Consider the following 21,673-nt stretch of genomic DNA (forward strand, 5'->3'; position numbering starts at 1 on the left):
CATAACTGGCTGGCGGAGAAATTGTTGATAGGGGACATGCTTTACGTTTGTTAGGGATTGAGCGTCGTCATAAATTGGGACAACATAAAGATCGAAAAAGTATAAGAATAACAGCAAAGCGGTTTCTTATTTTTTTCTAATTTCTTTAACATGCCGGTGTTAATGGTAAAATGCGGGAAGACGCATTGCCGTGGTGCGGGACTTGCTACTGAAATGCTACGAGGGCGACGGTAGGAATCCGCCGTATGGCCCTTTTGCATTTTTCGAGTAAGTAACCAAAGCTTACAAATTGAAACCAATGAAACGCCTGTCAATCCTGCTTACAACCTCCATGCCCTTGTGGGGTATTGCCCAACCCGATTTCGAGATCCGGGCGGACGTGGACCGGCTGCAAAATGGTGATAAGGTTTTTTTGATTTACCAGATCGATGACCGGCATATTGCCGACTCGACGACCGTCCGGAACGGCCATTTCGAATTCAGGGGAAAGCTGGATTACCCTGTTCTGGCCGGACTGTACCTGCACAAAGATCCTTATAAAAACAGGCTTCAACCCGGCGAACCGATAGATTACCTGCGTTTTTACCTCGCTCCCGAAAATCAGGCGATGTCAGCGACCGATTCGTTGAAACATATCGCGATCGACGGCTCGGAAATTAACAAGCTGCATGCGGAACTTCGCGCAATGCTCAAAAAGAACGAGGATGATTTTGCAGCGCTTCAAAAGGAGTTTGTAGCACTACCCGCGGAAAAGCAAAAGGATAAGAACGTGTTCGACGATTTTCTGGGTAGAGAAAGGCAATTGCTCCAACAGAGTTTCCTGATACATCTGGATTTTGTAAACCGGCACCCGGATTCATACCTGAGCGTAATTAGTTTGTCGCACATCGCGGCTCAGCCAGGCCTGACCGCGGAGGCGGAAAAGGCGTATCAAAAACTTGCCCCTGGCCTGAAAGCTACCCCGGTTGGCCGGGAAATCCCTGTCATGATCGCCTCTCAAAGTAATACCCGGATAGGAAAAACAGCACCGGATTTCAAACAGCGGACGGTCGCCGGCAGGGAAGTAGGCCTTTCCGATTTCCGGGGCAAATATGTTTTGCTGGATTTTTGGGCAAGCTGGTGCGGTCCCTGCCGGGAAGAGAATCCCAATATCGTGGCGTCCTATAAGCGCTTTAAGGATAAGGGTTTTGAGGTTTTGGGCGTGTCGCTCGACGCGCCGTCGCAGCGCGCAGCGTGGGTTAAAGCGATCGAAAAGGATCAGTTGACGTGGACACAGGTCAGCGATCTGAAAGGCTGGGACAATGCGGCTGCAAAATTGTACGGTATCCGTGGAATTCCCGCGAATTTCCTGATAGATCCTTCCGGTAAAATCATCGCCCGCGACCTGCGCGGTGCTGCATTGCAGGAAAAACTGAGCAGCGTTTTGGAAGGAAAATAACTGGTGTTCCCAACTTTAATCCACAGCTAATATCCCTTCGTCCTCCCGCAATGCCCCGCTTTTCGCTTCGCGCTCGATCCATTTCGTGCGGGTGATGAGCAGCAGCACGGCGAGGATCAGCACGGCATAACCGGCGCCCAGCCAGGCCTGACTGTCGATCCGGATCGTTTTGACAACCATATAGCTGAATGCGGAAGTAGAGAGGATATAACCGCCCCCCGTAAGGCCGCTGGCCAGGCCGCCGAACTGCGTAAAGCGGGTGAGGCAATAGGCCAGCATCCCGTTGAAAATAAAGCCGGATGCCGAATGGAGCAGGATTACGTACACCATGAGCGTATACAGGTTTTGATATTGCAGCGTCAGCATGATGAGCCCGCCCGAGACGGCTACCTGTACCAGTGCCGCCGTAAAGAGCCTTTTATAAAATGGTTTGGATATCAGCGCTTTGGAGAGCAGGCTGCCGCCCAACATGGCCAGGCCGGAGATCATCGAGCAATTGCCGGTAACGGTCGCGGGAAAGTGCATTACCTCTTCGATCAGGAACGGGCTCGACATATTGTAGATCATCAGCATGGCATAGGACAAGCCCAGTACGAGCAGTCCGGAAGTAAAATCGCGGGTGCCGAGCATCGAGCGGTAGGCATTGCCGATCGTTTTCAGCCGGAAGGGTATCCGGGTTGCGATTGTCTCGCCGCTGAATAGCAGCTCCAACACCAAAAACACCAGTCCGAAGCAGCCGAGGAAGTAAAAATTGGATTGCCAGCCGAAATTGGTTTGCAGGTACCCGCCCAGAAACGGGGCAATAATGGGTGCCGCCGACCAGATGATCGAGAAGAGGCTCGTATAATGTTTCAACTTTTCGCCTTGAAAAAGATCGAAGAAAAACGACCGTTTGCTGACCACAATCACAGCCGACATAATACCCTGAGTGGCTCGCATGAGGTAGATAACGTTCAGATCGCGGGTATGGGCAATCACAAAACTCGCAACGCTGAACCCGGCGAGCGCAATGATGTTCGGCCAGAAGCGGCCGTAGCTGTCGAGCAGGCCGCCTACAAGCAGTTGGCTGATGCCATAGGTTGCCAGAAAAATGGAAATGCAAAGCTGGACTTCCGCAGGCGATGCGTGCAGTTGCGCGCTCATGGCCGGCAACGAGGGGATAAATACGTCCAGTGCAAAGCCCGTAATGGGGATCAGAGCGAGGGCGAGAACGGTGCCCACCGCCTTATTCGTTTCTTTAATGGTTTTCATATGCTTGCAAATAATGCCTCAAAGGTAGGTATGCAAGCGGTGTGGCCGGTAATATGAATCAAAGCAATGATTATACAATTCAAATGTCAGTTGGCCTGGCGTAACTGCTCGCGAAACAGCAGCGGAGTGGTCCGGGTGTTTTGTTTGAAATATTTGTTGAAATGGGACGGATACTCGAAGCCGAGCGTGTAGGCGATCTGCGCCGCATCCCAGTCGGTGTTCAGCAGCAAGGTTTTAGCCTCTTCCACGATCCGCTCGTGAATGATCTCGCGGGTGGTTTTGCCGGTCGATCTTTTGAGGACATTGTTCAGATGGTTGACATGAATGCTCAACTGTTCGGCATAGGCTGCCGGAGTGAGCAGTCGCAGCGGGTTTTCGGGTGAATCTACCGGGAACTGCTGGTTGAGGAGTGCGAAGAAACGGGAGATCAGCCGGTCGTTGGAATTTTCGCTGACGACCGGCCCCTGCAAGCGAATACCTTCCAGGATGATCATTTGCAAAACACTCCGGATCATATCGAATTTATAAGGGTATGTGCTTGATAACAAGCTTTCCATTTCGCCGAAAAGATGCCCGAAACGCTCCCTGGTCTCGGCATTCAATGCAATCACGGCCTGAATGGCTGGATTGAACAACGGACTGCGGTACCGGATTTCCTGCCGGATGCTGTTGAGTAAAAAAGTGTCGTTAAAAAGGCAATAATAACCTGACTGTGTTTCGGAAACGGCATGGTATGACGACGCGACAGTCGGATTTGAAAAGATGATAGCCGCCCCCTCGACGGGCGTTTCCTTTCCGCCCGCAAGGTGCATGCCCTCACCCACGATCATGCAGATCTTATAGTAGTCGCGCCGGTTGTAGGGCGTCATTCTGTTTTTGCAGGTACGCTGTTTGACATTGAAGTGGCTTACGTTCGCCTGCGAGGCCAGCTCCGCAGGCATCGGCTGTTTAGTGCGTTCGTAGAACTCTTGCAGCGTTTCGGTATGCATTGTCTCTTTGGTATTATACAAATCAAAGCCAAAGATAACAACCATTGCCGGCACTTCAATATCCGTAGCCGGTGGGCGGGGTCTGGCTGCGAGAGAGCCAGGATATGCCGCAACGTACCGGGCGGTTCCGGTGTCGCAATTCGTTCGTTTAAAGAACAGTGATAAGCTGGCTGTATTTCTCCGTTTTATCCGATCCGGTGATCATGTAGGCTTCGTACTTTCCGGCAGGAAGCGCCTCGGGGATGTTATATGCGAAAAACACCATAAAACCGTCGAATATTCCGTATGCGTTGCCGGAGTAGGGTATCGTATATTCCTTCCGGCTTCGGGTGTCGACCAGCACGAGGTCATTACGGTCGGGAAAAGGACCGGAGCGTTCCCGGTAGGCCAGAAGTGGCTCGTTCCGCGATATCCGGACAAACGATGGGTAATATTCGAGTGAGAACCCCATGCCGGTGTCGAATGACCGGCGTCGGGAAGGCTGGCTGATTATCTTCAAAACAGGTTGGTCGGTCGTCTTCTTTAAGTAAAACTGATCCTCACCTGTATATTTCCCGATACCGGTCTCATCGTATGGCTCCACCGCCTTTCCGTCTTTCCAATAGGTTGCCTTGTAGTTGCCTGTCCCAAGATCCGCCGGTAGCGTCCCTGTCAGGGTGCCTGCATTCTTGAAATGCAAAGGAATCTTGCGGGTTTCGGTGAAGTCGTTAGCCAGCGTTAGCTCATATTTGCCTTCCTTGCCGATATTAAAGCCGGTCAGCTCGAAATAGCGGCTGGAAGGGGACATATACCATTTGCTGCGTTTCAATTGCAGCGGACCGGGCTTAATGGTGATGTTATCGGACAAAACGACCCTCTGCCCGCCCCACACGACTTCTGCCGTGTAGTCGCCGGCCGCTATCGTCGCCGGAAACAAAAGCCGGAATTTTCGGTCGTTGCTGTCAGGCACGAGGTCGGGATACAGCCAGTGTGCCATAGCACCGGTCGCCTTGTTTTTCAGCACGACCACCGGATGTTCGACAATCCGCCCGCTGTCGTTAACGGTTTGTGCAGTGCCTTTGAAAACCGCCGGTACCGGGATAGCCGCATCGGGCCCGAGTATGATCTGATGGTCTCCGGGCGGTTCGGTAAGCTCCACGGACTGATAGGGGATGACATAAATATTGTAGGTCCGCGCCTCACCGACCGTGCTTTCGAGCCGTAAGCTCAGTTGTTTGCCTTGATAACTAAATCCGTTTACCAGCTCCGACCGTGTGGAATAACCGACGCCGAATGTAATGTGTGGCTTGATGAAATCCCCGCCCGCATAATTTTCAGGTAACCGGATGACGATCAAATCTTTGCCCACCTCGATATTTTGGGCATCGACACCGTCGACGGATAGGCCGATCACGTCGGTTTCCCGGGTAGATCCGGGTTGAGGTGCCGGCTCGTCTTTCTTTTTGCATTGGGAAAGGAGGAGTGTTATCAGCAACGTCAGAGGCAGGATTCGTTTCATAAGTACATCGTCGTTTACTTTATAAATAAAGGTAGTATAAAGTCGCTTATAATCAATGCGTTTGAAAACGTTCCCTGCCGGTCGCGACTGTACGATATCGGACAATTTTAAAGAGAATAAATTGGTATAACTGATTCGTTAACAGTTTTTTACAATTTTGGCATTCGTTTTTAACGGGCAGTGTGCGGAATAATATTTTTCTGCATAAAACATCCGTCCGAAATGTTTAGCAATTACCTTAAAATCGCATGGCGAAATCTCTGGAAAAGCAAGACTTTTTCCTTCGTCAACATCGCTGGCCTGGCGGTCGGCATTACCGGCGTACTGCTGATCGTCTTTCATATCCGTCACGAGCTTAGCTACGACGAAGGCTTCACCAACGCGGACCGGATTTACCGTGTGACCTACGAGGACAAAGGCGAGGACAACCGGCATTGGGCCGCCACGCCGCCGCCGCTGGTACCGGCATTGCAGCAGGCTTTCCCGCAAATCGAGGCGGGTGTGCGGCTTCACAGGTTGTACCCCTATCAGCTGTTCAGCTATACCGCCCCGTCGGGCGAGGTGAAACGGTTCGAGGAAAAAGGCGGCCTTTTCGCCAATGCGGATGTAATCGGTATGTTCGACCTGTCGTTTGTCGCGGGCGATTCCCGATCGGCCCTCAGGGACGCTAATACCATTGTCCTGACTGAATCAATGGCCAGAAAATATTTCGGAAACGCCGATGCCCTCGGCAAGACGATCCAGGACGATCGCAATAAACTTCCGCTGCTTGTGACCGGGGTTGTGAAGGCATTCGGGTTTCCCAGCCACTTGCAGTTCGATTACCTGGTTTCGATGCCGACGATCGACCGGTATATCGACAAGCAATCCATGGAAAACACCGGCTGGTCGGGGTTCTACAACTACATTATGCTAAGGAAAGACGCCTCGCGCGAGCAGGTTGAAGCCGGATTGCCGGCATTTGCGGAACGGTTCTACGCGCCGGACGGCGAATCTGCCGCGAAAATCCGGACAACCACGCAATTTCATTTGCAGCCGATCAGGGACATTCACCTGCATTCCAGGCTCGAAAAGGAGATGTCTCCCAACAGCGACATTACCTACATCTATATATTCGCGGTCGCCGCTATCTTTATATTACTCGTAGCAACTGTCAACTTTGTCAATATTTCTACTGCCCTGGCATTCAACCGGATGAAGGAAATAGGGCTTCGTAAGGTCGTGGGCGGCACACGCGGGCAGTTGCTGCGCCAGTTCCTGGGTGAATCGTTGCTGGTAACATTGCTCTCTACCGCCGTGGCCGTGCTGCTCTTCAAGCTGGTCATACCCTATTATACCAATGTCGCTTCCGGCGGTTTTGTATTCGACGCCATGTTTACCGCGTCCAATCTGGGCATTGTGGCGTTGCTCATTATCGGCATCGCGGTGCTTGCCGGGCTGTACCCGGCATGGTTTGTTGCACGCTTCAACCCGGTGGTGTCGCTCAAAGGCAAGCGGATTTCGGGGCCGGCGGCGAATATGCTGCGCAAAGGGCTGATCGTGTTCCAGTTCACAGTCTCGGTTTTTATGATATTCGGCACGATGATCGTCTACCGCCAGATGCAGCTCTTTCACGATCAGGACCTCGGCTTTGACAGGGACCAGGTGGTAGCCGTAACGATGTACGACCCGATCAGGGAAAAATATGGTGTGCTGATGGACGAAATGTCGAAAAACGGCAGCATCGCCGATTTTTCCATTACTTCCTCACTACCTGGCGAACGTTTCGGCAATTACGAGGCTTTTCCATTGCACCGCCCCGGTCAGGACAACTTCCCTGAGCATGCGAGAATGGCGTGGTCGGACGAAAGGATCCTGACGACGCTGGGCATCAGACTCAAAGAGGGCAGAAATTTCCGGAATCAGTTTCCGCAGATCAAAAATCACGAATTTATGCTCAACGAGGCGGCCGTGAAAGCGTACCACCTTCGAAACCCCGTCGGGGAGGCATTTATCGCGGACGGCGACACCGGTACCATCGTCGGCATTGTGAAGGATTTCAATTTTGCTTCCTTGCACGCGGGAGTGGAGCCGCTGGTAATGCAGTACAATCCTTTTCGTACTAATTATCTTTTGGTAAAAGTAAAGGCAGGAGCATTATCCCCCACGATCCGGTTCCTCGAAAACCAGATTCTCAAAGTGGCACCGTCCAGCAAATTTACATATGCTTTCCTGGACGAAAACCTTGACAAATTATACGCCACCGAAAACCGTATGAGCCAGGTATTCAACGGTTTCGCGATGTTGTCGATCTTCATTTCCTGCCTCGGGCTGTTCGGCCTTTCGGCGTATTCCGCAAAACTCCGTGTGAAAGAGGTAGGCGTCCGGAAAGTTCTGGGCGCGTCGGTGGGCAGCGTGGCGTTTTTGTTGTCGCGCGATTTTATCATGCTGGTACTCGTGGCTATCGCGATATCGCTGCCGGTTGCCTGGTGGGCAATGGAGCGTTGGCTCGGGTCGTTCGCCTATCGCGTTGGGATAGGTTGGGAAGTGCCTGTGACCGCGGCGTTGTCGGCATTGTTGCTGGCCGTCGTAACGATCAGTTTCCAGGCTGTCAGGACGGCTTTGCTCAATCCGGTAAGGAATTTGCGGGCCGATTAGCCGCGCTGCGCAACATTACCTGGACACTCGGAATGGTAATTTCGACGGACGCTCGTCTTATATATTAAGATTTTGTGTCAGAATATCGGGATTGTAATGTCAGAAGTATCGATTGAAGTGTTCAGGAAATGTGTTTTGATTGCGGGAGTCGCTATTATTGTGTTTTCCTGTGGCAGTGAGCGGAACGAAATATCGGAAAAGGAGGAGGAACGGGTCGAGACGATCGCCGATCTGGGCGCATTGCCGCTGACGGCGACGGATCCGGCGGATAATCCTTCGACGCCCGAAAAAGTAGCGCTTGGCCGGTTGCTGTTTTTCGATCCGGTGCTTTCGGGGAACAAGGATGTGGCCTGCGCTACCTGCCACCAGCCTGAATTCAACTATGCCGAATTCCTCGAAACATCGATCGGCGTGAACGGCGTCGGGCGTGGGCAGAGCCGCCGGTTCGTGGACCCGAACGACATCCCGTTCGTGAAGCGCAATTCCCAGAGTGTATTGAATACCGCGTTCAACGGCCTGCGGAATCACGAGGAATTCGATCCCGCCGCGGCCCCGATGTTCTGGGATATGCGTGCGAAAAGCCTGGAACAACAAGCTTTGGAACCCATCAAAACGTTGGAGGAAATGAGAGGGAGAGGTTTTCATGAAAACCAGATCCTGGATGAAGTCGTGGGGAGGCTTGGCAGGATACCGGCATACCGGGATTTGTTTCAAAAGGCATTTCCCGGCGACGTGGCGCCTGTCAGCGAAACGAATCTCGGCCGTGCTATTGCTGCCTACGAGCGCTCGCTGATCGCCCCTAACACGCGATTCGACCAATATATGCGCGGGGATAGCAATGCGCTGTCGACTGGCGAAAAGGAAGGAATGAACGCGTTTCTCGTGACCGGCTGCGCAAAATGCCATTCCGGTCCGATGTTCTCGGATTTCAAGCTGCATACCCTTGGCGTGCCCGACACCGAAAACCGGAAGGAGAGCGATTCGGGAGCGAACAACACCTATGCATTCAGAACACCGTCGCTCCGTAACCTGCGTTTTACCGGGCCATACATGCACAGCGGCAAGTTCGCCACCCTCGATCAGGTCCTGATGTTCTATGAGGATATCGCCGGTGGCAAATTGCTGAATCCGAAGGTAAGCGCAAAGCAGATGGACCCGCTGGCTACGCATATGGATGTCAATTTCAAGGACATTTCCCGGATCGTGGAGTTCCTGAACACACTCAACGACGATTCTTTCGACAAAACCATTCCCGAAAGCGTGCCGAGCGGCCTGCCGGTCATGGGCCGCTAACCATAAGGTGCCCGGCGCATTTGATTTAAAACGGACATTACTTTACCTTGGCAGTCCTTACTACACGCCGTCATGAAGCGGTGGAAAACTTCGATTTTATGCTAAAAACTTACAAAATCCTCTTTTCCCTGGTTATGCTGGCGGGAATGTGCACCCTTTCCGAGCGGTCCGTAGCGCAGCGCCCGCCCCTTCGTGTATTGATTGTCGACGGACAGAACAACCACGAACAATGGCCCAAAATCACGGCCATGATGAAATATTACCTGGAAGACACTAAAAAGTTCGCGGTGGACATCCAACGCACGCGTTACACGTGGCAGGGCGACAAATGGGTGCGGCTGTATCCGGTTCAGGGAGGGCCCCGGACCCAGCCATTGAAGGAGCCGAAGATGGATTCGGCATTCCATCCCAAATTTTCGGACTACGACGTGGTAATCTGCAACTTCGGCTGGAACGCGGCGCCGTGGTCGGACGAAGCACAGAAGGATTTTGAAAAATTTATGGCAGACGGCGGCGGGCTCGTGGTGGTTCACGCGGCTAATAACTCATTTCCGCAATGGCCGGCCTACAACCGGATGATCGGCCTGGGAGGCTGGGGAGACCGGACAGAAAAAGACGGCCCGTATGTCTACATCGATCAGGACGGCAAGGAGATCCGTGATACCCGGCCTGGTAAAGCCGGTTCGCACGGGGCGCAAATGGAGTTTAAGATAACGGTTCGCGAGCCTGACCATCCCATCACAAAAGGAATGCCTGCCAGGTGGCTGCACAGCCGCGACGAGTTGTATGACCGCTTGCGCGGGCCGGCCGAAAACATGCAGATCCTCGCCACCGCATTTTCGCCTAAAAGCAACAATGGTACCGATCGTAACGAACCAATGCTGATCGCGCTCCGCTATGGTAAGGGCCGTATATTCCATATGGCGCTGGGGCATGCCGACTATTCGGTGGAATGTGTAGGCTTCATTACCTGCCTGCAACGCGGAAGCCAGTGGGCGGCAACCGGTAAGGTCGATATTCCCGTTCCGGCCGATTTTCCGACCGCCGAAAAGACCAGTCAGCGGAAATTTGACCAATAAAGCGCATGAAGGCCCGAAACAGATAAGAATCGAGATCGTGGAAGAACAGTAGCACCTGGATATTGCAATGAAGCCGTGGAATCCTTTCCGCGGCTTTTTATTTTCGATTGTACGATTGGAGAAAATTAGTAGAAGTATTTCTCTATCAGCGCCTACTTTTGTGGAAATTACTTTATCTGTTCACTTTAAACACTATTTCGATTATGAAGGGAAAATTTACCCCGAAATCTTTTCGATCCCGTGCATCGATATGGCCCCGGTTTGGCGGACTGTTAAGCGCGATATTGCTGCCCGCGGGCCTTTACGCGCAGCAGACGGATACGCTTGTAGCCGCGCGGGATGCTTCCCAAAACACGCGAATGGTTGTTTTTCAAAATGGCGGGTTCTTGTTGGGCGGCACTTTTACCGGTAGCGTTGCCGATTTGCCGGCAACCGGTGCGGGAACCCGTGTAATGTGGCATCCCGGGAAATCCGCTTTCCGCGCGGGAACTGTGTCGGGAAATTATTGGGATAACCCTGCCATCGGGGACTATTCGGTAGCCATGGGTAACGACGTGCGTGCAACCGCCAGCGCCGCGACGGCATTCGGTCTGCGGACCGGCGCTGTGGCACCTTCTTCATTTGCCGTCGGTGAAGACAGTTATGCCAGCGGACCGGCTTCTGTTGCAATGGGTTTTCATGCACATACCAACGCGCGCCAGGGTAGTTTTGTGTTTGCGGACAAATCTATCCAGGACACGCTGAGATCGGGGGTTGACCATTCGGCCAGCTGGCGTGTCAGGGGCGGATTCCGGATATTTACTTCTTCTAACCTCAGTACGGGAATTACCATACAGAGCGGTGCCTCTATCAGCAACTGGGGGCAATCAAATGCAGTTATTTCTACTTCTACCGGCGCTTTGCTCACAACTTCCGGGGTATGGCAAAATGTGTCGGATGTCAATAAGAAGCACCTCTTCGAACCTATCTCCAATGATGAGGTGCTGGACAAACTGCGCCGATTGCCCGTGACGCGATGGAGCTACAAGGTGGACGGGAACAAGATTCGTCATATCGGACCCACGGCACAGGACTTTTACGCCGCATTCGGCCTCGGACACGACGACCGGAGCATCGGAACGGTGGATGCCGACGGCGTGGCGCTGGCGGGCATCAAAGCATTGGAAGAGCGTACCCGAAATATGGCCGCCGAACTCGCAAATCTGAAAGCCGATAATGCGGCCCTTCACCAGCAATTGCGCGACAACGGCCCCGGTTCCTGGATGAACGTCGCAGGTATCGGAATGCTGGCGTTTGCCATCGGTGCCGGTTTGCTCCGGATCGCGTCCCGGCGGCAGGTAGCCCAGGGTGCGTAATCATGCCCGCTAAATACCGGGCTTACCATTCAATTCAAGTTTCAGCGTAGACAATCTTCCAGATGAAAACTCTTTATATCCTGGCAATCCTTGCGTTAGGCGGGAGTGCCGCCGCGCAGGGGCTATCCGCTACCGGCGGGACCTTTATTCTCAAAAGTGGTATTTTGCAGGTAAACGGCGACCTGCGGATTACCGGCGGGACATTCGCAAACGACGGCAACCTTTTCCTTACGGGCAACCTGCACAACGACCAGGTCATGACCGCGGACGGTGCCGGATCGATTACTCTTAAAGGGATAGTGCCGCAGACCGTGGACGGCGGCAGTGCTTATTTCGCACATGATTTGACAATCGACAATCCCGCCGGCATCGTTTTGAACAATACGCTCCGGGCCGGAGGGACCGTGAATTTTACCAATGGCATCGTTACCGCAGCCAACAGTGCTGCACCGCTGGCAATCACCGGAAACGGCTCGGTAACCGGTGTTTCGGACACAAGCCATGTAGATGGTTACGTGGTTCGCGAGGGGCTCGGCAGTTTTACCTATCCGGTTGGGAATGCTGCCAAATACCAGCCGGTTACCGTAGATCTGACGGAAAATAGCAACGGAATGCTCGCCCGTTATGTCGCTGCGGACGCGGGTACCGGCACATTCGGCACAACGGGGGGCCTCTGCTGTCGCATTGGAGGCCTATAACAACGAAGAGTACTGGGACATTTCGCCGATCGGCTCTGCCACAGGTAAAGTGACCATCTCCTGGGACGATTTCCGGAACCCTTCGATTACTGCTTCGGAAAATGTGAATGTGTTCAGTGTGGCGCACCTCACGGGAGGTAATTGGCTCAATGAGGGCTCAAATGCCTCGGGCATATTGGCTGCCGGCAGCGTAACCAGCGAGGCGATCTCGTCATGGAGCCCGTTTACGCTTGGCGCTATTCCGGGAGCGGGAATGCCGGTTACGATGGTCGGTTTCGACGGTCGGATCGTAGAGAACGGCGCATTGCTCGAATGGCAAACCACGAGCGAAGCCAATGCATCACATTTTGAAGTAGAACGCAGTACCGATGCCCGAACTTTTCAGAAGATCGGCTCGGTGGTAGCCACAGGTTACAGCAGCGGCCCGCAACGATATAGTTTCGTCGATAAATCGTTCGGCAGCCAGCGACAAACTGTTTACTATCGGCTGCGTTCAGTTGACTTCGACGGTACGTTCAGCCTGACAAGGGCGATATCCCTGAAACCGGAAAGCAATGCCGGCATGGCTGGCGTATATCCCAACCCGGCAGGGAAATCGACGTCGGTAACCGTTACGTCCCGGGTTCCGGCCGACAAAGTAAGTTTATGGGACCTGCTTGGAAGACAAATTCCGGTGCGTACATCGCAAATGCCGGATGGCTCGGTCCAGGTCGGGTTGACCGGCGTGGTACCCGGTGCTTATGTCCTGAAAGTAGCAACCGGACATGGAACTGAAAGCCGTAAACTGATTATCGAATAAATTTTCCCTCTCATCCACTTCACGTTATGAAAAAGTCAGTCTTTACTTCTCTATTTGTTACTGTATCCTTGTATGCCAATGCCCAGGTCGGTATTGGTACGCTCACGCCCCAGGCCGGGTTGCATGTCGCGGACAGCAGCGTCCTTTTCTCGGCGCCGGGTGACGTCGCACCCAGTCCATCGGGCATACCGGCCATCGGCGAAGGGCGGCGGATGATGTGGTACGCCGATAAGGCTGCGTTCCGCGTCGGATACCTCGGGTCTTTTTCGAGTACTTACTGGAATTCCAACAATATCGGAAATTACTCATTCGCTGCCGGTGCGCATACCCGCGCCAGCGGCGAGGCTTCCTTTGCGGTCGGTCTGGCGACCACTGCGTCGGGCAACCAATCGGTGGCGCTCGGCAACAACGGTAGCGCTACGGCCGAAAGGGCCTTTGCGTTCAATGGTACCGCCAGCGGAGTGGGCGCGGTAGCGATAGGCAGCGGTGCCCAGGCGACCAATGACGACGCGATTGCGTTAGGCCCCTCATCGATATCCGGAGGGCTTGGATCCGTGGTAATAGGGCCATCCATTGCCCATGGCCCATACGCCGTTGCGATTGGTTTGCAAAACAGCGCCAGAGGGATTTTTTCGTTCGCGCTCGGCAAGAATGCGCGCGCAATACACCATGGGGCCATGGTGATTAGCGACGCCAGTGCAGGTTTCTCCGTTGATAGTGCTTATAGTACCGCCATAAACCAGCTGACCATGCGTTTTGCGGGCGGAATGCGCCTGTTTACTAATCAGGGCCTTACTACCGGCGTAGAGCTGTCTCCCGGGGGAGGTGCCTGGAACAATGTGAGCGACAGGCGGAAAAAAGAGAATTTCGAGGCATTGAACGCAGAGCAAGTTTTACAAAAGGTATCGCAACTGCCTGTTACGGGCTGGAATTACAAGAGCCAGGAGGCGACGACCCGCCATATCGGGCCGATGGCGCAGGATTTTTATGCCGCATTCGGACTGAATGGCATCGGTAACGATACCACCATCAATTCTTCCGATATCGACGGCGTAAATATGGTTGCGATACAGGCCTTGGAAAAGCGCACAAGACAGTTACAGAAAGAAAACGATCAATTAAGGGCGAAGCTCGAAGCGATGGACAGGAAAATGGCAGCGATTGAAAATATGATTAGGGCCGAACCGCGGAAAGAGGCCGTAACGGCTTCACGCTGACCCGGCGCGCTTTGATTGTTCTTCAAACAGGTGTGATTTGCCCGATAGCACCGTCGCCGGACAAATCATACCTGTTTGAGTTTTCGGGCTGCTCAACGGGACATCTGAATGCCGAAATGCAGGGTGTCGCGGAGGGTGTCGATATCCTCGATGACCGAGACGAGGTGCGCGTGTTTCAAACCTATCCTGATCAGCGTTTTTACAAAATCGGCCTGTGAACCGATGTGGGCGGCCCGGCAGACGATCAATATATCGCCGTCTTGTAATTCCGACAGAAGCTTTTCCAGCCGGGGCCTTCCATTCATTTTCTGTTCCGCCACGATCCTGTGGCAGCCTGCCTGTTCGAGTTTTTGCGCAAAAGTATCGTCCGCCCCAAAGGGCAAGTAACCTGTTATCATCCTACTAAGTACTGATGAGGTGTTAAAAGTAGGTTACACAGCCGCGAACGACGAGCATTGACGATTAGAAAAAAATTAAAACCTCCCTCGCCGCGTCAAAAGATTTGATTAAACCAAAATATTGATAATATTTCTGGGAACGTTCATGCGTTTGTCGATAATGCTCCTCTAATAGCACCCATTATGACTTTGAATGAAATAAGGACCGAAATGGTCGCCAAAACCGAACGGAAAATCCAGGAAATGAAGGCCAGGAGCATTGTTTTGCCCGAGCGGCGGGCCGATATGTGCGAGCTTTGCGACCAGCTTTCGCAGGAAATCTATGATTTTGCCGTAAAAACCACCATTCAGATCGCCGACCGCTGCCACCTTCGTGGCGGGGCGGGTTCACTGCTGAATGACCTGCACGACGACATTTATGCGCTTACCAACGGTGCACTCGATATTCTGGTATCGGCTTCGCGGCGCGGAAACAATTCCGGCAGGTCCGTTAAGAACGAGGGCAGGACACGTTCGCGGTCGTTCAGGCCGTGGCCTTTTCATTCGTTGTGCAACTGGCTCAAAAGCTTTTGGCATAAACCCCTGGCACATTGCTGAGCTACGCATCGCGGCAGGTTGATTGAAGGGAACCAGAAAGGATTTACCAGATCCGGCAACTCCCTGTGCGGTGCCGCTGCCCGGAGCCTTTCAGGCATTTTATATTTACATGGCGTAGTTCGCGTTTGTAGTCGGTTACAGGGTTCTTATTCTATCGAATTACTATATTGGCAACCTGAAACCGTGCCATTTCCGGCTTGCCCCGGGCTTGGGGAAAATCGTATCATTGTAAGCAATCCCATGAAAGCGACCAGATTACTACGTTTATTGATTTGCATTGCTTTGGCATCCGCTCCGTTGAAAGCGACAAGCCAGCGCCGTGCCATGAAAGATCCGAAAACGCGACCCAATATCATTCTCATTCTCACGGACGATATGGGCTATGGCGATATCGGCGCTTACGGCGGGCAGTTCGTTCCGACACCCAATATCGACAGGCTCGCCGCCAGCGGTCTTAAACTCACGCAATATTACAGCGGCGCGCCGATTTGCTCCCCGTCCCGTGCGAGCATTCTGACCGGCATGCAGCCGGGAAAATGGCATTTCACTACTTTTCTCGATACGCGAAAACACAACCGGGAAGCGGGGCAGATCGATTTTCTCGATCCCGAAGCACCCTCTATCGCGCGGTTTTTCAAGGAATCGGGTTATGCGACGGGGCATTTCGGTAAATGGCATATGGGCGGCGGCAGGGATGTGACCGATGCGCCCGGATTTTCCGAATATGGCTTCGATGAGCACAATAGTACCTATGAAAGTCCCGATCCCGACCCGGCGATTACGGCTACAAACTGGATATGGTCGGAAAAAGACAGCCTAAAAAGATGGGACCGGACGCGGTATTTCGTGGATAAAACGCTGGATTTCATGCGCCGGCATAAAGGTCGGCCATGTTTCGTCAACCTTTGGCCGGACGATGTGCATACGCCCTGGGTGCCGCAGGCGGAGGTCGGACGCACGGGCCAATCTCCGGCGAATCCGCAGGCAGAAGAGACGTTCAAGGGCGTGTTGAAAGAGTACGACCGGCAAATAGGCCGCCTGCTCGACGGCCTGAAAGAACTCGGACTTGCGGAGAATACCATTGTAATATTCACGAGCGATAACGGCGCACTGCCGACTTTCGGCGGCCGAAGAAGCGGAGGGTTGAGGGGATCGAAGCTGTCATTGTATGAAGGAGGAATCCGTATGCCTTTTATCATAAGTTGGCCGGGCCGTATTCCCGCCGACAAAACCGACGATCGTTCCGAACTGCACGCTACCGACCTGCTGCCGACCCTGTCACGATTGGCGGGAGTGGAAGTTCCGGCCGGTTACAAGGGCGACGGGGCCGACCGCTCGGGCATTCTTCTGGGTAGGCCTTCGCCCCGCAGGAAGGAAATGTTCTGGGAATACGGCCGGAACGACATCGCCTATAATTACCCCAAAGGTAACGATCGCAGCCCGCGCCTGGCCGTGCGGTCCGGTGAATGGAAACTTTTGATGGACGCGGACGGCAGCCGGATCGAGCTTTACAACATCATAAAGGACCCCGCCGAAACGACGACCCTGCAAGCGGCCGAGCCGAAGATCGCAGGGGAGTTGAGGACGAAACTGCTCGATTGGTGGGAGTCGCTTCCAAAACTGAATGGGAATTGACCAAAAATAACGGCGGGGAATGCGGTTCTGAGAAATTTGCAACTCTTGCTATAATCCTTGTACGCCGGCCGGAGGGCTCATGTGTCACCTTTGTATTGTTCTTTAACATTCAACAAAAACGACCATGAACTCACTCAAAAACAAAGTAGCCGTTATTACAGGATCGGCAAGAGGCCTCGGAAAGGCCATCGCGGAGCGTTATGCCGCACTCGGCGCCGACGTGGTGATCAATTACTCGCGCGACAAGGTGTCGGCCGACGAAGTCGCAAGCAATATCGCCGCTATGGGAGCGCGCGTTATTGCCGTACAGGCCGATGTCAGCAAGGTGGCGGACATTCACCGGTTATTCGCGGAGGCGAAAAACGCATTTGGCAAAATCGACATCGTGGTAGCGAATGCCGGTATCGAAATGGTGGAAACACCGGTGACCGAGTTTACCGAAGAGCAATTCGACCGCCTGTTTTCGATCAATACCAAAGGGGCCTATTTTACCATGCAGCAAGCCGCATTGAATGTGGAGGATAACGGACGCATTATCTACATCGCTTCGAGTACCACCGCATTTCCGGTTGCCGGAATGGCCGTTTACGGCGGCAGCAAAACGACACCCCGTTACCTGGTGGACGTTTTGTCCAAAGAAATAGGCCACCGGGGCGTCACAGTGAACTCGATCATCCCGTTCGCCGTCGATCATTCCGGTATTTTTGCCGAGGCGGGCAGCTATCCGGAGCTGAGAAAATCGTTGCTCGATAGCTGCCCGATGGGACGCCTTGCCGAAGTGGAGGACGTTGCCAATGTGGCCGAGTTTTTTGCAAGCGACCTGTCGTCTTTCGTCAATGGCCAGCATTTGCTCGTGAATGGAGGAGCTAATCAGTAAGCGCCGCTCACCTGTTGTTCGTAGGACATTTCAGCACCACCACCGACCGGTCGGCGACAACCAGCTCGCCACCGGCCGGTATATCCTCGTCTTTTTCACCAATAAAACCTTCACTGGTACTGATGACCGTCCGCCAGCCGCTGCCGCATTCCTGCGACGGCAGCCTGAAGGTGACCTGTTCCGCCGACGGGTTGAAAATGATGTAAAAATGTTCGTCAACCAGCCTTTTGCCGTCCATATTGACGCAGCGTATCCCCAGCCCGTTAAGGAACACGGCGAATGCGCCGGCTTTGGCCTCGCCCCAGTTTTCCTCGGGAATCGTATTGCCGTCGGGGAGAAACCACATGATATCTTTCACATCGGTGCCGGTTACCGGCATGTCCTGGAACCACCGGCGCCGTTGGAACGACGGATGGTTCTGGCAGAAATGGATCAGTTCACGGGTAAATCCGAGCAATTCATGGTCGGCCTGTTCCCAGTTTAGCCATGAAATCTCGTTGTCCTGGCAATAGGCGTTATTGTTCCCTTGTTGGGAACGTCCCCATTCGTCGCCCGCCACCAGCATGGCAACGCCCTGCGACAGCAGCAGGGTTACGAGGAAGTTCCGCTGCTGCTTTGCGCGCAGCGTGTTGATATCGGGATTGTCCGTCGGCCCCTCGGCACCGCAGTTCCACGAATGGTTCGCATCGTCGCCATCCTTGTTATCTTCCCCGTTGGCTTCATTGTGCTTGTCGTTATAGCTCACAAGGTCGCGCAGGGTGAAGCCGTCGTGTGCGGTGATAAAATTGATGCTGGCGGTGGGGCGGCGGTAGCTGTTGTGGTAAAGGTCGGGGCTGCCGGTAAAGCGCTGCGCGAAATGCGTCATTTTAGTTTCGCCCCCGCGCCAGAACTCGCGCATCTGGTCGCGGTAAAGGCCGTTCCATTCACCCCAGCCGACGGGGAATTTCCCGACCATGTAGCCGTCTTCGTTGATGTCCCAGGGCTCGGCAATGAGTTTTACCTGCGAAATAACCGGGTCCTGGTGGATAATATTGAAAAACGAGCTCAGGTTATCGGTTTCGTGGAGTGTCCGGGCCAATGCTGCCGCGAGGTCGAAGCGGAAACCGTCGACATGCATCTCGGTGATCCAGTACCGGAGGCTGTCCATAATGAGCGCGAGTACATTGGGCAGTTGCACGTTCAGGGTATTGCCTGTGCCGGTATAGTCCATGTAATGCCGCCGGTCGTCCTCCACAAGCCGGTAATACGACGCATTGTCCAGGCCCTTGAATGAAAGAGTAGGACCCATGTGGTTGCCTTCGGCGGTGTGGTTATACACCACGTCGAGGATCACCTCGATGCCTGCCTTATGCAGCTCTTTAACCATGTATTTGAATTCATTGACCTGCTCCCTGGGGTCATTGCAACTGCAATAACGCAGATCGGGCGCGAAGAAACCCAGCGTGTTGTAGCCCCAGTAGTTGGTCAGGCCCTTTTCAACCAGGTGCCTGTCGGCAACGAAATGATGGACGGGCAACAGCTCGATGGCCGTGATACCCAGTTTTTTCAGGTAATCGATCGAGGCGGGATGCGCCAGGCCGGCATAGGTGCCCCGAAGCTCTTCGGGGACATCGTTGTTAAGTTGGGTAAACCCTTTAACGTGGGCTTCGTAAATGATCGTTTTATGATAGGGGCGGTTAATACGGCGGTCGTCTTCCCAATCGAAAGTTTCGTCCACTACGACCGATTTGGGCATAAACGGCGCGCTGTCGGTGGTATTGAAACTGAGATCTTCCTGCGGGTTGCCGACCTGGTAACCGAACAATGCGTCGTCCCATTGCAGGGTACCGCTCAATGCCTTCGCATACGGGTCCACCAATAGTTTCGCAGGGTTGAAACGATGGCCGTTTTCAGGTTCGTAAGGGCCGTAAACGCGGTATCCGTAAAGTTGTCCCGGAGCGAGGTCCGGCACATATACATGCCATACGTGATGGGTTACCTCTTCGATCCTGATCTTCGCATATTCCCTTCCCTCCTGGTCGAACAGGCAAAGCTCCACGCTTTCGGCGTTTTCTGAGAATACGGCGAAATTCACGCCGTGGCCGTCCCACTGAGCGCCAAGCGGATAGGGACGTCCCGGCAACGCGCGGAGATCAGTGCCGGTTTCGCCGCCTTCGACCTCATTTTCAAGATGTGTGTCCATAGAAAGATAAAGGTGTGTTATCTCAAACATGAATTAAAACCGCGCCATATTGATAATATCCATGCCAGCGAAGTTTCGGGTCCGATCTATGTTACTTTCAGGTGCTTTCCCCAGCATTGTAGAACAAAAGCCACGAAACGGCGGCGTGTGGCGCGATTTCGTGTAGTACAATGCGAGGGGGGGCGAACAGCAATGGCCGGGAAGCGGTGCCTGTTGCGCGCGGGTGGTTTAATGGCACAGTATTTAACATTTTACCGACACATGAAATTGAACCAGACCTTTACCTTCCATGAACACAGCTTTTTCTAATGACGACACCAGTGCACCCGGCGAGCAGGGCTCCGGCCAGCTCATTTACCTGGCGGAAGACGACCACGACGATATTTTTCTGTTTGAGCGTGCATTGAAAGCCCTGAAATCGGGGCATAGCCTGAATACCTTCGAGAATGGCCAGCAGTTGTTCGATGCTTTGCAAAAGCCGGGCGCCAAAGTGCCCGACATCGTTTTTCTGGACATCAATATGCCGGTCCAGACAGGTCTGGAATGTCTGCTGAATATTCGCCGGCATCATTCCAAAGTACTGCCGGTGTTCCTCTTTTCCACCGCTCAGGACCGCCTTACCGTTGAGCAGGCCCGCAAGCTGGGCGCAACGGGATATTTGTCGAAACCGACTTCGACGGAAGAGCTGGGAGCGCTGCTTACGAGCGTTCTGGCAATCGACTGGCGCTCACGTTCGGTCAACGATTTTTATGTGCATCTGCAACTTGCCAGCACATGATATTGCCCGGGTTTACAGTCGCCCGCCGGTTGTTTCGGGCCGGCGGGTATTTTTTTCAGGATTTCCCCAATGTCAGCCGCTTGAAATCGCGGGTAAGTTCGGTGAGGGATTGTTCAACGCCCATGCGTTCGAGGGACGAGGCGCCTACAAAGCCGTGAATGTCGGTGCGGGAGAGGACCTCGCGGACGTCCGCCGGCGTATTTACCGGGCCGCCATGCGCAAGGACGAAAACCTCCGGATTGACGTTCCGGGCCGCGTCCCCGATTTGCTGCGTACGCTCAATGGCCTCATCCATGCTGCACGTCGCATCCACTACCCCGATCGAACCGCCTACGGTGGTACCGACGTGCGCGATGATAGCGTCGGCACCTGCTTCGGCCATCTGCCGGGCTTCTTCCGGGGTAGCCACGTACACGATCGAGAAAAGGTCCATCATGGTCGCCAGCCTGATCATTTCCACTTCTTTGGCAAAGCCCATGCCCGTTTCTTCGAGAACCTGCCTGAAATGGCCGTCCACAATGCTGTGGGTTGGAAAATTGTTGACGCCCGAAAAGCCCATTTCCTTGACTTTCAATAAATGGTGCCACATCCTGCGCCGGGGATCGGAACCGTGTACGCCGCAAATGACCGGGATTTCTTCCACCACCGGCAGCACTTCGAATTCCCCGATTTCCATCGCCACGGCATTGGCATCGCCATAAGCCATCAGGCCGGCGGTGGAGCCGTGGCCGGCCATCCGGAAGCGCCCGGAATTGTAGATAATGATAAGATCGGCACCGCCTTTTTCAATGAATTTAGCGCTGATACCCGTGCCGGCACCGGCTGCAATAATGGCTTTTCCCTGCCCGATCGTATTTTTTAAACGGTCTCTGACTTCCTGCTTCGTATAAGGATTTCCCTTACCGGTCCATGGGTTAGGCATATGGTTTCGAATGGGTTATAAAATGATAGG

General features: G+C 53.7%; 18 protein-coding genes. 12 read left to right on the plus strand and 6 right to left on the minus strand.

From position 1 onward, the window contains the following. The first annotated feature begins 298 nt into the window (after positions 1 to 298). Positions 299 to 1,438 (plus strand): TlpA disulfide reductase family protein, encoded by a 1,140-nt coding sequence (locus ABV298_RS26195; protein ID WP_353719089.1) that lies wholly within the window; start codon positions 299 to 301, stop codon positions 1,436 to 1,438. A 15-nt stretch (positions 1,439 to 1,453) separates the two neighbouring features. Here the strand turns inward: ABV298_RS26195 and ABV298_RS26200 are convergent, their stop codons facing one another. The 3 genes from ABV298_RS26200 to ABV298_RS26210 all read right to left on the minus strand — a co-directional run bounded on the left by ABV298_RS26200 (position 1,454) and on the right by ABV298_RS26210 (position 5,176). Next, positions 1,454 to 2,689 carry an MFS transporter gene (locus tag ABV298_RS26200; protein ID WP_353719090.1) on the minus strand — a complete coding sequence of 412 codons (1,236 nt, stop codon included), beginning with the start codon at positions 2,687 to 2,689 and terminating at the stop codon, positions 1,454 to 1,456. An 86-nt stretch (positions 2,690 to 2,775) separates the two neighbouring features. Further along, positions 2,776 to 3,678, minus strand: a complete 903-nt coding sequence (locus tag ABV298_RS26205; RefSeq protein ID WP_353719091.1) for a helix-turn-helix transcriptional regulator — start codon at positions 3,676 to 3,678, stop codon at positions 2,776 to 2,778. Positions 3,679 to 3,826: 148 nt separating this feature from the next. Then, on the minus strand, positions 3,827 to 5,176 hold the full coding sequence (locus tag ABV298_RS26210; RefSeq protein WP_353719092.1) for a hypothetical protein: 1,350 nt from the start codon (positions 5,174 to 5,176) through the stop codon (positions 3,827 to 3,829). A 222-nt stretch (positions 5,177 to 5,398) separates the two neighbouring features. Between ABV298_RS26210 and ABV298_RS26215 the strand changes: the two genes are divergently transcribed. The 7 genes from ABV298_RS26215 to ABV298_RS26245 all read left to right on the plus strand — a co-directional run bounded on the left by ABV298_RS26215 (position 5,399) and on the right by ABV298_RS26245 (position 14,254). Then, positions 5,399 to 7,813, plus strand: coding sequence for an ABC transporter permease (locus ABV298_RS26215; RefSeq protein ID WP_353719093.1), 2,415 nt, complete (start codon positions 5,399 to 5,401; stop codon positions 7,811 to 7,813). A gap of 96 nt (positions 7,814 to 7,909) precedes the next feature. After that, on the plus strand, positions 7,910 to 9,106 hold the full coding sequence (locus ABV298_RS26220; protein ID WP_353719094.1) for a cytochrome c peroxidase: 1,197 nt from the start codon (positions 7,910 to 7,912) through the stop codon (positions 9,104 to 9,106). Positions 9,107 to 9,204: 98 nt separating this feature from the next. After that, positions 9,205 to 10,185: a ThuA domain-containing protein gene (locus ABV298_RS26225; RefSeq protein WP_353719095.1), complete on the plus strand. Its 981-nt coding sequence runs from the start codon at positions 9,205 to 9,207 to the stop codon at positions 10,183 to 10,185. A gap of 203 nt (positions 10,186 to 10,388) precedes the next feature. After that, positions 10,389 to 11,540 carry a tail fiber domain-containing protein gene (locus tag ABV298_RS26230; protein ID WP_353719096.1) on the plus strand — a complete coding sequence of 384 codons (1,152 nt, stop codon included), beginning with the start codon at positions 10,389 to 10,391 and terminating at the stop codon, positions 11,538 to 11,540. Positions 11,541 to 11,602: 62 nt separating this feature from the next. Further along, positions 11,603 to 12,238 carry a hypothetical protein gene (locus tag ABV298_RS26235; RefSeq protein WP_353719097.1) on the plus strand — a complete coding sequence of 212 codons (636 nt, stop codon included), beginning with the start codon at positions 11,603 to 11,605 and terminating at the stop codon, positions 12,236 to 12,238. Next, on the plus strand, positions 12,165 to 13,037 hold the full coding sequence (locus tag ABV298_RS26240; protein ID WP_353719098.1) for a T9SS type A sorting domain-containing protein: 873 nt from the start codon (positions 12,165 to 12,167) through the stop codon (positions 13,035 to 13,037). The genes ABV298_RS26235 and ABV298_RS26240 overlap by 74 nt, the downstream gene beginning before the upstream one ends. Positions 13,038 to 13,063: 26 nt before the next feature. Next, a complete protein-coding gene (locus ABV298_RS26245) occupies positions 13,064 to 14,254 on the plus strand; it encodes a tail fiber domain-containing protein (protein ID WP_353719099.1) in 1,191 nt (396 codons plus the stop codon). A gap of 92 nt (positions 14,255 to 14,346) precedes the next feature. Here ABV298_RS26245 and ABV298_RS26250 read toward each other — a convergent pair whose 3' ends face one another. After that, positions 14,347 to 14,652 carry a recombinase family protein gene (locus ABV298_RS26250; protein WP_353719100.1) on the minus strand — a complete coding sequence of 102 codons (306 nt, stop codon included), beginning with the start codon at positions 14,650 to 14,652 and terminating at the stop codon, positions 14,347 to 14,349. Positions 14,653 to 14,835: 183 nt separating this feature from the next. On the opposite strand from ABV298_RS26250, the gene ABV298_RS26255 reads away from it, so the two are divergent. The 3 genes from ABV298_RS26255 (at position 14,836) to ABV298_RS26265 (ending at position 17,761) form a co-directional block, all read left to right on the plus strand. After that, entirely contained in the window at positions 14,836 to 15,249 is a 414-nt protein-coding gene (locus ABV298_RS26255) for a hypothetical protein (protein WP_353719101.1), read from the plus strand. Between the two features lie 240 nt (positions 15,250 to 15,489). Further along, a complete protein-coding gene (locus ABV298_RS26260; protein WP_353719102.1) occupies positions 15,490 to 16,884 on the plus strand; it encodes a sulfatase-like hydrolase/transferase in 1,395 nt (464 codons plus the stop codon). Positions 16,885 to 17,008: 124 nt separating this feature from the next. Then, positions 17,009 to 17,761: an SDR family oxidoreductase gene (locus ABV298_RS26265; RefSeq protein WP_353719103.1), complete on the plus strand. Its 753-nt coding sequence runs from the start codon at positions 17,009 to 17,011 to the stop codon at positions 17,759 to 17,761. A gap of 7 nt (positions 17,762 to 17,768) precedes the next feature. Here the strand turns inward: ABV298_RS26265 and glgX are convergent, their stop codons facing one another. Continuing rightward, a complete protein-coding gene (gene glgX, locus ABV298_RS26270) occupies positions 17,769 to 19,943 on the minus strand; it encodes a glycogen debranching protein GlgX (protein ID WP_353719104.1) in 2,175 nt (724 codons plus the stop codon). 289 nt (positions 19,944 to 20,232) lie between these two features. Between glgX and ABV298_RS26275 the strand changes: the two genes are divergently transcribed. Then, positions 20,233 to 20,721 (plus strand): response regulator, encoded by a 489-nt coding sequence (locus tag ABV298_RS26275; protein ID WP_353719105.1) that lies wholly within the window; start codon positions 20,233 to 20,235, stop codon positions 20,719 to 20,721. Positions 20,722 to 20,776: 55 nt separating this feature from the next. Here ABV298_RS26275 and ABV298_RS26280 read toward each other — a convergent pair whose 3' ends face one another. Continuing rightward, positions 20,777 to 21,643: a phosphoenolpyruvate hydrolase family protein gene (locus ABV298_RS26280; RefSeq protein WP_353719106.1), complete on the minus strand. Its 867-nt coding sequence runs from the start codon at positions 21,641 to 21,643 to the stop codon at positions 20,777 to 20,779. Between the last annotated feature and the right edge of the window lie 30 nt (positions 21,644 to 21,673).

This window comes from Dyadobacter sp. 676, assembly GCF_040448675.1.
In the GTDB taxonomy this organism is placed as follows: domain Bacteria; phylum Bacteroidota; class Bacteroidia; order Cytophagales; family Spirosomataceae; genus Dyadobacter.